11 protein-coding genes and 1 tRNA gene are annotated in these 13,731 nt (G+C 70.4%); 1 reads left to right on the top strand and 11 read right to left on the bottom strand.

Translation table 11 applies throughout. The features are described from left to right. Positions 1–27: 27 nt before the first annotated feature. The 3 genes from ACIO6U_RS05505 to ACIO6U_RS05495 all read right to left on the bottom strand — a co-directional run bounded on the left by ACIO6U_RS05505 (position 28) and on the right by ACIO6U_RS05495 (position 2,146). Positions 28–103 (bottom strand) — tRNA-His (locus tag ACIO6U_RS05505). Between the two features lie 136 nt (positions 104–239). Beyond that, on the bottom strand, positions 240–842 hold the full coding sequence (gene orn / locus ACIO6U_RS05500) for an oligoribonuclease (protein WP_401715671.1): 603 nt from the start codon (positions 840–842) through the stop codon (positions 240–242). A gap of 5 nt (positions 843–847) precedes the next feature. Continuing rightward, the gene (locus ACIO6U_RS05495) at positions 848–2,146 is read right to left on the bottom strand and encodes a helix-turn-helix domain-containing protein (protein ID WP_355336981.1); all 1,299 of its coding nucleotides are present in this window, start codon (positions 2,144–2,146) and stop codon (positions 848–850) included. A gap of 831 nt (positions 2,147–2,977) precedes the next feature. Between ACIO6U_RS05495 and ACIO6U_RS05490 the strand changes: the two genes are divergently transcribed. Continuing rightward, the gene (locus ACIO6U_RS05490; protein ID WP_355336983.1) at positions 2,978–3,499 is read left to right on the top strand and encodes a universal stress protein; all 522 of its coding nucleotides are present in this window, start codon (positions 2,978–2,980) and stop codon (positions 3,497–3,499) included. A 161-nt stretch (positions 3,500–3,660) separates the two neighbouring features. Here ACIO6U_RS05490 and glmS read toward each other — a convergent pair whose 3' ends face one another. The 8 genes from glmS to ACIO6U_RS05450 form a co-directional block, all read right to left on the bottom strand. Further along, entirely contained in the window at positions 3,661–5,475 is a 1,815-nt protein-coding gene (gene glmS, locus ACIO6U_RS05485; RefSeq protein ID WP_355336985.1) for a glutamine--fructose-6-phosphate transaminase (isomerizing), read from the bottom strand. 160 nt (positions 5,476–5,635) lie between these two features. Continuing rightward, a complete protein-coding gene (locus ACIO6U_RS05480; RefSeq protein WP_188280294.1) occupies positions 5,636–5,911 on the bottom strand; it encodes a hypothetical protein in 276 nt (91 codons plus the stop codon). 168 nt (positions 5,912–6,079) lie between these two features. Then, positions 6,080–8,050: an IucA/IucC family protein gene (locus ACIO6U_RS05475; RefSeq protein WP_401715668.1), complete on the bottom strand. Its 1,971-nt coding sequence runs from the start codon at positions 8,048–8,050 to the stop codon at positions 6,080–6,082. After that, on the bottom strand, positions 8,047–8,649 hold the full coding sequence (locus ACIO6U_RS05470; protein ID WP_401715666.1) for a GNAT family N-acetyltransferase: 603 nt from the start codon (positions 8,647–8,649) through the stop codon (positions 8,047–8,049). The genes ACIO6U_RS05475 and ACIO6U_RS05470 overlap by 4 nt, the downstream gene beginning before the upstream one ends. Then, positions 8,646–9,992 (bottom strand): lysine N(6)-hydroxylase/L-ornithine N(5)-oxygenase family protein, encoded by a 1,347-nt coding sequence (locus tag ACIO6U_RS05465; RefSeq protein WP_401715664.1) that lies wholly within the window; start codon positions 9,990–9,992, stop codon positions 8,646–8,648. Before ACIO6U_RS05465 ends, ACIO6U_RS05470 begins: the two co-directional genes overlap by 4 nt. After that, complete coding sequence (locus ACIO6U_RS05460; RefSeq protein ID WP_391160516.1) at positions 9,976–11,424, bottom strand: pyridoxal-dependent decarboxylase; 1,449 nt, start codon at positions 11,422–11,424, stop codon at positions 9,976–9,978. The genes ACIO6U_RS05465 and ACIO6U_RS05460 overlap by 17 nt, the downstream gene beginning before the upstream one ends. Positions 11,425–11,536: 112 nt before the next feature. Then, on the bottom strand, positions 11,537–12,703 hold the full coding sequence (locus ACIO6U_RS05455; protein WP_355336996.1) for an acyl-CoA dehydrogenase family protein: 1,167 nt from the start codon (positions 12,701–12,703) through the stop codon (positions 11,537–11,539). Positions 12,704–12,705: 2 nt separating this feature from the next. After that, positions 12,706–13,644, bottom strand: a complete 939-nt coding sequence (locus ACIO6U_RS05450) for a hydroxymethylglutaryl-CoA lyase (protein WP_355337226.1) — start codon at positions 13,642–13,644, stop codon at positions 12,706–12,708. Between the last annotated feature and the right edge of the window lie 87 nt (positions 13,645–13,731).

Here is a 13,731-nt window from a genome sequence, read left to right as displayed (position 1 = left end):
CCGCTTCCGCGGGCCGGGCCTCTCGTATGGGGTGAGTGACGGGACTTGAACCCGCGGCCACCTGGACCACAACCAGGTGCTCTACCAACTGAGCTACACCCACCATGTCCGGCGCTTTCAGGCGCCGACCTGAAGAAGTGTACAGGGTGCGGGGGCGTGCTCGCGCATCCCTTTTGGCGAGCTTTCGCGGCCGCTCTCCGCGGCCTTTCCTGGCCGCTCAGCAGGGCCTTCCGGCCGCGCTACTCCGCCGGCAGGACGTGCTTGGCCGCGATGGCCCGCACGGTGTCGGTGTCCGGCCCCGGCTGGGGGACGAAGACCGCCTCGCGGTAGTAGCGCAGCTCCGCGATCGACTCGCGGATGTCGGCCAGCGCCCGGTGGTTGCCGTTCTTCTCCGGGCTGTTGAAGTACGCGCGCGGGTACCAGCGGCGGGCCAGCTCCTTGATCGAGGAGACGTCCACGATCCGGTAGTGCAGGTGCTGCTCCAGGGTCCCCATGTCGCGCGCGAGGAAGCCGCGGTCGGTGGAGACCGAATTCCCGCACAGCGGCGCCTTGCGCGGCTCGGCCACATGCTCGCGCACGTACCCCAGCACGATCTTCTCGGCCTCTTCGAGCGTGATCCCGCCGGGCAGCTCCTCCAGCAGACCGGAGGAGGTGTGCATCTCCCGCACGATGTTCGGCATGGTCACGAGCGCCTCGTCGGGCGGCCGGATGACCACGTCCACCCCGTCCCCGAGCACATTCAGCTCGGAGTCCGTGACGAGCGCGGCCACCTCGATCAGCGCGTCGTGGGCCAGCGACAGCCCGGTCATCTCACAGTCGATCCACACCATCCGGTCGTTCATACGCCTCACCCTACGGGGCGATCCCGTGAGCCGGGCAGTGCGGCGCCCAGGCTGCGTGGGGCGCGCAGCCGCCCCCGGGACGCGCTCTCGGCCGCCTCGGCCCTGCTGCCGGGCTGCTCGGGCACACGGGCGGCGACGTAGGCGTCACTGTCCGTCTTGCCGGGGGCGGCCAGGATCTGGGAGACCGGGCCGCGCCGGGGCGGCGGCAGGTCGGGTGCGGGCGGCGTGCGGTCCGGCTCGTCCTGCGGCCTGCGGGCGCGGTAGGCCGCCCGGTAGGACGCGGGGGAGGAGCCGAGCTGCCGCCGGAAGTGCCCGCGCAGCGCGACGGGCGAGCGGAAGCCGCAGCGGCCCGCCACCTCGTCGACCGAGTAGTCCGACGTCTCCAGCAGCCGCTGCGCCTGGAGCACCCGCTGGGTGATCAGCCACTGCAACGGCGCGCTGCCGGTGAGCGAGCGGAACCGCCGGTCGAACGTCCGACGGCTCATGTACGCGCGCGCGGCCAGCGCCTCGACGTCGAACTGCTCGTGAAGATGCTCCAGCGCCCAGGCGACGACCTCGGCCAGCGGGTCGGCGCCGATCTCCTCGGGTAAAGACCGGTCGAGGTGTCGCTGACCGGTCTGCCAGTCCGCCCGGCGGGGCGGTACGACCAGGCGTCTGGCCAGCGCCGCCGCGGCCTCGCCGCCGTGGTCGGTGCGCACCACGTGCAGGCACAGGTCGATCCCGGCGGCGGTCCCCGCGGAGGTGAGGACGTCGCCGTCGTCCACGAACAGTTCCCTGGGGTCCACGTGCACCGAGGGATACCGTTTGGCGAGCGTGGGCGCGTACATCCAGTGCGTGGTGGCCGGGCGGCCGTCCAGCAGCCCGGCGGCGGCCAGCACGAAGGCGCCGGTGCACAGTCCGATGATCCGGGCACCCTCCTCGTGGGCGCGGCGGATCGCGTCCAGCGCCTCGGGCGGCGGCGCCTGGGAGATCGAGCGCCAGGTGGGCACGACGACCGTGCCGGCCCTGGAGAGTGCCTCCAGGCCGTAGGGCGCGGTCAGTTCGAGTCCGCCGGTGGTCCGCAGCGGGCCGTCCTCCCCGGCGCAGACCAGCAGCCGGTAGCGGGGCACGCCCGCGTCCTGCCGGTCTATGCCGAAGACCGAGAGCGGTATGGAGCTCTCGAAGATCGGTCCGCCGCTGAAGAGCAGCACGGCGACGACTTCCGGTCGGCGTCGCGCGGAAAGTTTACGAATGGCGCGAGGCGATGCCGATGGTGCTTGCGACGGACTGTCCGCCGCCGTAACGGAACTGGACTCCTGGCTCATGGAGCTCAAGCCCCCCTCGAATCGACGCGTCGTCCCCTCGGTCCTGCATGTTTTCCCCCATGAGGCCACCCATGATCAAATCTACTGTGTCAGGTGGGGCGTTAGTGACTAGTTCACCATCTGACGCTAAGTCGACAAGACAACGTGGCGTAAAGCATTCGATCACGAAGCGTTTCACTCGCTGAGCCCGCTGGGAAGTACGCCTCCCGCCACACGGGCCACCAAACGCCCCCTCCGCGTCTTTGGGCATCGTAGAACCGCAGGTGGTGGGGGTGTTAATGATCCGGAAGCCCAATCGGCGCGCAGGGAAGAGAAGTTGGCCGAAAAACGTCGTTCGGCGGGCCGGTGTGCGTAAAGGGCGCCGGGTGGTGCGCCCACCGCGTACGGGGAGCGGTGCGCGGCGCGCGGCCGGCCCGCGCGCCTGCCGGAGCCCGAACACGTCGTTCACGTGCGCCGGAGGTGTCCTGCGCACCGGTCCGAGGTCCCTGCGGCGGGGTTCCGAGGCGTTCCGGAAGAGCCACGGACGGGTGATCCCGATGCGCCCCCACGGTGCGCCGGTGCGCTGAACCGTGCCGCCGGTTGGCGTGATGGCGTTGCACTCTGGGCCCGGCTCCGGCATTCTTCCGGAAACTCCGGGTACCTGCCGGGTACGACAGGGCTGTGGAGCCCCGGCAAGCCTGTGCAGGCGGTCTCCGCGGCCGTACTCTGGAGTCAGTGGGACGGGAAGTGGCGAACTGGCCGAAACCGGCTGGTTCCGGCGGCCCGCCCCGCGCGCACCGTCCTTGTCCGCCGCTCGGCGCGTCAGCGCCGCCCTCGCCGAGAATCCGCATCATGGCCGGTCATGAGTTTCCCGAGCCCGCCGACGGCAGGCCGCTCGCCGAGTCGGCGGCGCTGCCCGAGCAGGCTCCAGCGCTGCGGCACGCCTGCGATCCTGCCTTCCGGCACGGGGTCGTGGTGGGCTTCGACGGTTCCCTCTCCAGCGAGCGCGCCCTGTCCTACGCCATCGGCATGGCCCGCAGGACGCACTCCGCGCTGATCATCGTGCACGTCGCCAACCGGCTTCCGGCCACCGTGTGGGCGGGCTGCGAACCGCCGGTCTTCGTGGACGTGCCCGACCACCGCACCGAAGTCCTCGGCCTCGAACTGGCCTGCGCGGACCACCTCGCCGAGATCTCCTGGGTGTTGGTGGAGCGCGGCGGCGACATCTGCCACGAGTTGGAGGAGGTCGGCCGGGAGTACGAGGCCGACGCCATCGTGGTGGGCGGGACGCACGGCCTGGTCGGCCGGATCTTCGGCTCGGTCGCCGGGCGGCTCGCGCGGCGGGCGCAGCGGCCCGTGGTGGTCATTCCGTAGGGCGCGGAGGGTCGCGACGGGTCACGGAGGGTCGCGGAGGCTCGCGGCGGGCGGTCGCACGTTCCGTGCCGGATCGTCCCGTACGGACGTATACGAAGGCCCCCGCCGGGCTGGCGGGGGCCTTCGCCGTATGCGCGACCGGCGACGAGCCGATCGCTCGGCTACTCGACGGTCACGGACTTCGCCAGGTTACGCGGCTTGTCGATGTCCCGGCCCAGCGCGAGGGCCGTGTGGTACGCGAAGAGCTGGAGCGGGATGCCCATCAGGATCGGGTCCAGCTCGTTCTCGTTCTTCGGTACGACGATGGTGTCGTCGGCCTTCTCCTGCGGCTGGTGCGCCACCGCGAGGATGCGCCCGCTGCGGGCCTTGATCTCCTCCAGGGCCGCCCGGTTCTTCTCCAGCAGGTCGTCGTCCGGCACGATCGCGACCGTCGGCATGGACGGGTCGATCAGGGCCAGCGGCCCGTGCTTCAGCTCCGAGGCCGGGTACGCCTCCGCGTGGATGTACGAGACCTCCTTGAGCTTCAGCGACGCCTCGCGGGCCACCGGGTAGCCGCGTACCCGCCCGATGAACAGCATCGACTTGGCGTCCGCGTACCGCCTGGCCAGCGCCTTGATCTCCGGCTCGGTCTTCAGGATCTCGTCGATCTGGCCGGGCAGCCGGCGCAGGCCCTCGATGATCCGCTTGCCGTCGGCCACCGACAGGTCGCGGATCCGGCCCAGGTGCAGGGCGAGCAGCGCGAAGGCGACCACGGTGTTGGTGAAGCACTTGGTGGACACCACGCAGACCTCGGGCCCGGCGTGCACATAGGTGCCGCCGTCCGCCTCGCGGGCGATGGCCGAGCCGACCACGTTGACCACGCCCAGCACCCGCGCGCCCTTGCGCTTGAGCTCCTGGACGGCGGCCAGCACGTCGTACGTCTCGCCGGACTGGGAGACCGCGACATAGAGGGTGTCGGGGTCGACCACCGGGTTGCGGTAGCGGAATTCCGAGGCGGGCTCGGCGTCCGCGGGGATACGGGCCAGCTCCTCGATCAGCCCGGCGCCGATCTGCCCCGCGTGGTAGCTGGTGCCGCAGCCGAGGATCTTGATCCGGCGCACCCGGCGGGCCTCGCCCGGCTCCAGGTTCAGACCGCCCAGGTGCACGGTGGAGAACCGGTCGTCGATCCGGCCGCGCAGCACGCGGTCGACCGCCTCCGCCTGCTCGGAGATCTCCTTGTGCATGTACGTGTCGTGGCCGCCCATGTCGTACGACTCGGCCTCCCACTCCACGGTGGTCGGCGTCGCCGTGGTCAGCGAGCCCTCGGTGGTGTACGTGCGGAAGTCGTCGGCCTTGAGGGTGGCCATCTCGCCGTCCTGCAAGGTGACGACCTGGCGGGTGTGGGCGACGAGCGCGGCGACGTCGGAGGCGACGAACATCTCCTTCTCGCCGATGCCGAGGACGACGGGGGAGCCGTTGCGGGCCACGACGATACGGTCGGCGAAGTCGCGGTGCAGGACGGCGAGGCCGTAGGTGCCCTCGACCGAGCGCAGGGCCTCGCGGACCTTCTCCTCCAGGGTCTCCGCCTGGGCCCGGCCGATCAGGTGGGCCAGCACCTCGGTGTCGGTCTCCGAGGCGAAGGTGACGCCGTCGGCGGAGAGCTTGGCGCGCAGCTCGGACGCGTTGTCGATGATCCCGTTGTGGACGATCGCGACCTTGCTGTCCCCGTCGAGGTGCGGGTGCGCGTTGTGGTCGCTCGGGGCGCCGTGGGTGGCCCAGCGGGTGTGCGCGATGCCGGTGGTGCCCGCGAAGCGCTTGGGGATGCGGGCTTCCAGCTCGCGCACCCGGCCCTTGGCCTTCACGGTCCTCAGCTCGCCGGACTTTCCGGTGATCACGACGCCCGCGGAGTCGTAACCCCGGTACTCCAGCCGCTGCAACCCTTCGAGGAGCAGCGGTGCCACGTCACGCCTGCCGATGTATCCGACGATTCCGCACATATGGTCGTCCCTCGTCCCTGTGTCTGTCCGTGTTCTGTTCTGTTCTTTTCGGCCCCCGGGTGCCCTGTCCCGGTGGCCGACGGTGCTCGGCCGCTCGGCCGCTCGGCCGCTCGACCGCATTGTCGGCTCGGTCGCTCGGCCGCATCGTTGGCTCGGTCGCTCAGCCGTAGACGATGCGGCGGAGCTGGCGCTGCGAGAGGGCCGAGGGGGCCACCGCGCGGTGCGGCAGCTCCTCGGCGATCCGCTCGAAGATGTCCGCGTTGACCAGGCCCTTGGCCTGGAGTTCGCGGTGTCTCCTGCGGACGAACTCCTCCGTCGTCTCGTCGAAGTACGCCAGCACGTCCAGCACCACCCGGCTCGCCTCGCCGCGGTGCAGCGGCGTGGAGCGCACCAGGTGGTCGATCAGGTCCTCGTAGGACGTCCGGCGTTCGAGCACCCGTCGATACTGATGTGATCATCTGCGCTTTGCAAGAATCCTGCCCGATTTCGGGCAGGGAAAGCGGCCAAGGGGGTGAAAATTCGGCCGTTACGGACGAAGACGGCACTGCTGCGGGCGCGGGCGGCCCGGTCGGCCCGGTTGGCCCGGTCGGCCCGGTTGGCCCGGTTACGGGTGCGGCCGGTGGGCCGCCAGGGGGTTGGGGAGGGTGCCCGCGAACTGGAGGGCGGCCGACGGGTCGGCGAGGTCGATCATCTGCTGGTTGTCACGGAGCTGGAGCCGGTTGAGGCAGGACAGGGTGAATTCCGGCGCGAAGAGGTCGTACCGCTTGAACCGGTCGGCGAGGTCGGGGTGGGCGGCCTGGTAGTCGGCGACGCACTCGGCGACCGTCCGCCAGAACACCGTTTCGTCCAGGATCTTCCCGGTGTGGAGGATCGCGCTGAGGAAGCGGAAGAAGCAGTCGAAGACATCGGTGAAGACGGCGAGCACCCGCTCGTCCTCCGGGACCTCGGCCCTGATCCGCTCCACCTCGGGCGGCAGCGGCGTCTCCGGGTCCATGATCACGATCTCCTCCGCGATGTCCTTGAACACCGCCCGCCGCACCGTCCCGGTCTCGTCCAGCACCAGGATCACGTTCTCGCCGTGCGGCATGAAGGCCAGCCCGTAGGCGTAGAGGCTGTGCAGCACCGGGACGAGATACGCGTCCAGGTAGCGCCGCAGCCAGGTCTCGGCGGGGAGGCCGGAGCGGGCGATGAGGGCGCCCGCGAAGGAGGTGCCCGCGTCCGTGCCGGTGCCTGTGCCTGTGCCTGTGTCCGGACCCGTACCCATGTCTGTGTCCGTACCCGTGCTCGTGTCGGCGTCGGTGTGCAGCAGCGACGCCATCGTGGCCAGGTGGTGGCCCGGCTCCAGGTCCGCGACCGGGCTCTCCCGCCACAGCGCGGCCAGCATCTTCCGGTACGGGGAGCCGTACGCCGTGGCCGCCTCGTACTGCCGGTGGTGGTAACCGATCGCCGCCCGCTCGCGGATGATCGAGAAGCGGGCGGCGGTGAAGGTGGGGTCGGCGGCGATCAGCTCGGCGAGCCAGTCGTTGATCGCCGGGGTGGCCGCCATGTACGCGGCGGACAGGCCGCGCATGAAGCCCATGTTGAGGACGGACAGCGCCGTCTTCACATAGTGCCTGGTCGGGACGGTGGTGTTGAAGAACGTACGGACCGACTGCTGCGCCAGATACGCGTCGTCGCCGGGGCCGAGGCAGACCAGGTGCTGCCGGGCGACCTCGCCCGCGAAGGTGACCGAGAGCTTGTTCCACCACTGCCAGGGGTGGACCGGGATCAGCAGATACGCGGCCGGGTCGAGGCCCCGGCCGGTCAGCGCGGCGGCGAAGCGCCGGAGCTGCTCCCGGCCCAGTTCGGCGGTGAGGAAGTCCTCGTAGTCGATGCCCGCGCCCGCGCTGAAGGTGGTGCGGTCGCGGCGCGCGGCCAGCCAGATCAGCCGGACGGGGGAGGCGGCCTCGGGCGCGTACCGCGGGTGGTCGTCCGCGCCGAAGCCGAGCCGGCCGCTGTTGGCGACGAAGCAGGGGTGGCCCTCGGTCATCCCGGTCTCGATGGCCTGGAATCCGGCGCGGGTCAGCTCCGCCGCGCTCACCGGCGCGCGGTCGCGGGCGGCGAGCCTGAAGGCGGCGGCGGAGAGGGTCGCGCTGATCTCCTCCAGGTAGACCGGCAGGACGCTGTCGCTGATGGCGAGGGTGGTGCGCAGCTCGGTGATGAAGTCGAGCGCGTCGAGGGGGAGTTCGGCCTCCTGCCGGTGGCGGGTGACGCTCGCCGGGTCGATCCGCCAGTGGTCGAGGGCCAGGCGGCGGGCGGCGAAACGGTACGTCGTGGCGCCGTCGTCGCTGCGGACGAGGTAGCTGTCGTGGTCCTTCTGACCGTGCCGGGCGTGCCGGGCGTGCCGGGCGTGCCGGGCGTCCGGAGCGTGCTGGGTGGCCGGGGCGTGCTGACGGTCCTGGCCGTGCTGGGCGTCCTGGCTCGCGGGCTCCGGGGTGAGCAGCCGTTCGTGGGTGAATTCGGCGAGGGCCTTGGCCACCAGGTGGCGGGTGGCCCGCTCCCACAGCTCCGGGGTGAGGTGGTCGACGTCGGTCATCGGGTGGCCTCGAAGCGCTCGCGGGTGCAGATGCTCAAGAAGGCGTCCTTCTCCGGCTTCTTGATCCGCTCGATGATCTCGAAGCCGACCGTCTCGTTGAGTACGTGCACCGCCGTGTTGCGGACGTCGGGCTCCACGATCACCCTGCGGGTCGCGGGATCGGCGAAGAGTTCGGCCATCACCGCCCTGATCACCGCGCGGGTGAAGCCGTGCACGGGGGTGTCGCAGGGCGCGACCAGGAAGTGCATGCCGACGTCACCGGGCCGCGCCGGGTAGAGCCCGACGAGTTCGACCCGCGCGGGGTCGTACCGTTCCATCAGGAAGACGGGCCGTCCGTCCTGGAGGCCGAGGAACGCCTCCTCGTACGGGGCCTGCGCGATCTCGGTGTACGCGCGCTCGACGTCGTAACGGCTCGCGTCGCCCATCAGCCAGAAACCGGCTTTCGGGTGCGTCACCCAGGTGTGCAGCAGGTCGGCGTCGGCGAGGGGGTCGACCGGGCGGAAGGTGAAGTCGAGGTCTGTGCTGGTGCTGCCCGCGCTGTGCGCGGTGCTTGCGGTCCTCGCGGTGCTTGCGCCGCTCACGCTGTTCGTGCTGCTCATGCGGTGAACTCCTGGAAGGCGATGGCCTTTTCCACGCGGTAGTGCTCGCGGCCCAGCAGCTCCCGGATGATGCGGGAGTTGCGGTAGGCCGCCATGCCGAGGTCGGGAGAGACGAAGCCGTGCGTGTGCAGTTCGGCGTTCTGCACGTAGATCGCGCGCTCGGTGACGTCGATGGCGTAGTCGCGGGTGACGTCGTAACGGCCCTGCTCGTCCCAGCGGATGCGGTCCCGGACGGGGGCGAGGAATTCCGGCACCTGGTAGCGGTAGCCGGTGGCGAGGACCAGGCCCTCGGTGTCGATCGTGAACTCCCCGCCCTGCTCGCGTTGGCACAGTCCGAGGGTGTACGTGCCGCTGTCGGCGTCGTACCGCGCGCTGTCGAGCGAGGTGTTGGTGAGCAGCCGGGTCGGGACCTTGCCGCGCCGGTTCTTCAGATAGAGCAGGTCGAAGATGTCATTGATCAGCTCCGAATTGATCCCCTTGTAGAGGTTCTTCTGCGAGACGTTCAGCGAGTCGCGGACCGGGGACGGCAGGGAATGGAAGTAGTCGACGTATTCGGGCGACGTCATTTCCAGCGTGAGCTTGGTGTATTCGAGCGGGAAGAAGCGCGGCGAGCGGGTCACCCAGTTCAGCGCGTAACCGTGCGCGTCGATGTCCTGGAGCAGGTCGTGGTAGATCTCGGCGGCGCTCTGCCCGCTGCCGACGATCGTGATGCTGCGCTTGCGCTGGAGGTCGCTCTTGGCCGCCAGATAGCGGGAGTTGTGGATGAGGTCGCCGCCGAGCCCTTCGCAGGCGGCGGGGACGTACGGCGGTGTGCCGGTGCCGAGGACCAGCCGGCGCGTACGGTGCGCCGCGCCGCTCGCGGTCCGTACGACGTAGGTCCCGCCGTGCGTGTCCTCGTGTGTGCCCTCGTGCGTTGCGCCGTCCTCGTAGGTCACCTCGGTGACCGTCTGTCCGAAGCGGATCGACGGGATGCGGGCCGCGGCCCAGCGGCAGTAGTCGTTGTACTCCTCGCGCAGCGGATAGAAGCTCTCGCGTATGTAGAAGGAGTACAACCGCCCCGATTCCTTGAGGTAGTTGAGGAAGCTGAAGGGCGAGGTGGGGTCGGCGAGGGTCACCAGGTCCGACATGAACGGCGTCTGGAGGGTGCTGCCCTCCAGGAACATGCCGGAGTGCCAGTCGAAGTCCGGTTTGGCCTCCAGGAAGAGGCCGTTGAGGTCGTCGATCGGCTCGGTCAGGCAGGCCAGGCCCAGATTGAACGGGCCGAGGCCGATCGCGATGAAGTCGAACTCCGGTTCCGGCGCGGCGGGTTCGGATGCCGAGTCCGGGTCACGAGGCGTGGACAAGTGCGTCTCCCAGGTACTGGTCCGCGTGCTCGGCGAGCAGGTCGAGGACGGTGGCGATGTCGGCGGGGGTGGTGCGCGGGTTGAGCAGGGTGAACTTCAGGTAGTGGCTGCCGCGTACCTTCGTGCCCGCCACGACGGCCTCGCCCGAGGCGAACAGCGCCTTGCGGGCGTGCAGGTTGGCGCGGTCGATCAGCGCCGGGCTGGTGACGGCGGCCGGGATCCAGCGGAAGACCAGCGTGGACAGGGTCGGCGGGGCGACCACTTCGAAGCGCGGGTCGGCGTCGAGCAGCTTCCAGCCCTCGGCGGCCAGGTCCACGACCTCGTCGAAGAGCTGGCCGACGCCGTCGGCGCCCATCACGCGCAGCGTCATCCACAGCTTGAGGGCGTCGAACCGCCGTGTGGTCTGGAGCGACTTGTCCACCTGGTTGGGGATGCGCTCGGTGGTGGTGCGGCGCGGGTTGAGGTAGTCCGCGTAGTACGTGGCGTGCCGCAGCGTGGTGCGGTCGCGGACCAGGAGGGCGCTCGAACTGACGGGCTGGAAGAAGGACTTGTGGTAGTCGACGGTCACCGAGTCGGCGCGCTCGATGCCGTCGAGCAGGTGGCGGCGGGTGGGGGAGACCAGCAGGCCGCAGCCGTACGCGGCGTCCACGTGCAGCCACACGCCGTGGCGCTCGCACAGGTCGGCGATGGCGGGCAGCGGGTCGATGGAGCCGAAGTCGGTGGTGCCCGCGGTGGCGACGACGGCCATCGGGGTCAGGCCCTCGCGGGCGCAGCGGTCCAACTCGCGGGCGAGCGCGAGGCTCTGCATCCGCTTGTTCTGGTCGCAGGGGACGGAGATGACGGCGTCGGCGCCGAGGCCGAGCAGCTTCGCGGACTTCTGGACGCTGAAGTGGCCGCACTCGGAGGCGAGGATGCGCAGCCGCGAGGAGGCGGCGCCGCGGGTGACGGCTTCCTCACGGGCGAGCAGCAGCGCCTGGAGGTTGGACTGGGTGCCGCCGCTGGTGAAGACGCCGTCGGCCGCCGGGCCGAGGCCCGCGCGCTCGGCCGTCCAGTCGATCATGCGGCGCTCGATGAGGGTGGCGCCGGCGCTCTGGTCCCAGGTGTCGAGGGAGGAGTTGACGGCGCTGAGCACGGCCTCGGCGGCGACGGCCGGTATGACGACCGGGCAGTTGAGGTGCGCGAGGTAGCGGGGGTGGTGGAAGTAGACGGCGTCGCGCAGATAGACCGCTTCGAGTTCGTCCAGCGCGGCGGCGGTGTCGCCGAGCGGCTGGGCGAGGTCGATCGCGTCGATCCGGGGCGCGAGGGCTTCCGGGGTGATGCCGGTGAAAGGCCGGTCGGTCGCGGCGAGGGTGGCCGCCACCCGCTCGACTCCCTGGGAGACGGAGCGCAGGTAGTGCTCCGTCGTGGCGTCGTTGAGCAGGTGTGAGCGCATGGGCAGACCTCTCGTTGAGCGGCTGAGTTAGGTTAGCCTAACCTAACTCACCGCTTCAACGGTCCTGTGTCCCAGTTGTCTCAGGGATCACTCTTCCCCGCAGGCGGGTGTTCTAGCCCACCAGCCCCAACTCCCGTGCGATCAGCATGCGCTGCACCTCGCTGGTGCCTTCGCCGATCTCCAGGATTTTGGAGTCCCGCCACATACGGGCCACCGGATATTCGTTCATGAAGCCGTAGCCGCCGTGGATCTGCGTGGCCTCACGGGCGTTGGTGACCGCGATCTCGGAGGAGTAGAGCTTGGCCAGCGCCGCCTCCTTCTTGAACTCGTCGCCGTGCACCAGCCGCGACGCCGCGTCCCGCCACGCCAGCCGCGCCGTGTGGGCCCGCATCTCCATGTCCGCGATCTTGAACTGGATCGCCTGATTGTCACCGATCGGACGCCCGAAGGCGTGCCGGGTCTTGGCGTACGACAGCGACTCGTCCACACAGCCCTGCGCCAGACCGGTGGACAGCGCCGAGATCGCGATCCGCCCCTCGTCCAGGATGCGCAGGAACTGCGCGTAGCCCCGGCCCTCCTCGCCCAGCAGATTCGCCGCGGGCACCCGGCAGTCGGCGAAGGACAGCTCGCGGGTGTCCGACGCGTTCCACCCGACCTTGCTGTACTTCTTCGACACCGTGAAGCCGGGCGTCCCCGACGGCACGATGATCGAGGAGATCCGCGGCCTGCCGTCGTCCTTGCGGCCGGTCACCGCCGTCACCGTGACCAGCCCGGTGATGTCGGTGCCCGAGTTGGTGATGAAGCACTTGGTGCCGTTGATCACCCACTCGTCGGTCGCCTCGTCCAGCCGCGCGGTGGTACGGGTGCCGCCCGCGTCGGAACCGCACTCCGGCTCCGTCAGCCCGAACGCGCCCAGCATCTCGCCCGAGCAGAGCTTCGGCAGCCAAGTGCGCTTCTGCTCCTCGGTGCCGAACCTGAACACCGGCATTGCGCCCAGCGACACCCCGGCCTCCAGGGTGATCGCCACCGAGGAGTCCACGCGGGCCAGCTCCTCCAGTGCGATGCACAGCGCGAAGTAGTCACCGCCCATCCCGCCGTACTCCTCGGGGAACGGCAGCCCGAACAGGCCCATCCGCCCCATCTCCCGCACGATCTCGTACGGGAACTCCTGCTGCTCGTAGAACTCGCCGATCTTCGGCGCGATCACGTCCTTGGCGAACTCCGCGACCGTGGCGCGCAGTTCCTCGTACTCGGCGGACAGACGGTGGTCGATCGACATGGCTACTGCTCCTGGTGGGTCAGGGCGCGGACGGTACGGGACGGGCTCGGCCGTCCCAGGTGCTCCGCCATCCACACGCTTGTGGCGCTGAGGCGGTCCAGATCGACCCCGGTACGGATGCCGAGGCCGTGCAGCATCCAGACGAGGTCTTCGGTGGCGAGGTTTCCGGTGGCGCTCTTGGCGTACGGGCAGCCGCCGAGGCCGCCCGCGGAGGCGTCCACGACGGTGACGCCCCGCTGGAGCGCGGCCAGCGTGTTGGACAGCGCCTGGCCGTAGGTGTCGTGGAAGTGCACGGCGAGCTTGTCGACCGGGACGCCGTTGCCGCCGGAGCCGCCGGTCAGTTCGTCCAGCAGCGCCGTGACATGGCCGGGCGTCGCCACCCCGATCGTGTCGCCGAGGCTCAGCTCGGTGCAGCCCAGTTCGTACAGCCGCCGGGCCGCGGCGGCGACCTGCCCGATCGGGACCGGGCCCTCCCAGGGGTCGCCGAAGCACATCGACAGATAGCCGCGGACGGTGGCGCCCGCGTCCCTGGCCCTGGTCACCACCGGGGCGAACATCGCCAGCGACTCCTCCACCGTCCGGTTGAGGTTGGCGCGGGCGAAGGACTCGGTGGCGCTGCCGAAGACCGCGATCTCCCGGACGCCCAGCTCCAGCGCCCGCTCCAGACCCCGCTCGTTCGGCACCAGCACCGGCAGCCGCACCGCCGGGTCCAGGTCCGCGAGCAGCGGCATCAGCTCGGCCGCGTCGGCCAGTTGGGGCACCCACTTGGGGTGGACGAAGCTGGTCGCCTCGATCGTGCCGAGCCCGGCCGCGGCGAGCCGGTGCACGAATTCCGCCTTCACGGCGGTCGGCACGGTCGCCTTCTCGTTCTGCAATCCGTCCCGCGCGCCGACCTCGTGGATCCGCACGGCCGTCGGCAGCCCGGCCGCGGGTACGGCCATCGGCAGTCCGGCGGGCAGCGCGCCGCCGGTTGCGTCCGTCGTCGTACCCGCGGCGGCGCCGCTGGGTGTCCCGGACGCGGCCGGGCT

This window comes from Streptomyces sp. NPDC087422 (assembly GCF_044744145.1).
In the GTDB taxonomy this organism is placed as follows: domain Bacteria; phylum Actinomycetota; class Actinomycetes; order Streptomycetales; family Streptomycetaceae; genus Actinacidiphila.
Note: the sequence above shows the minus strand (reverse complement) of the source record. Positions and strands in the feature narration are given on the sequence as shown.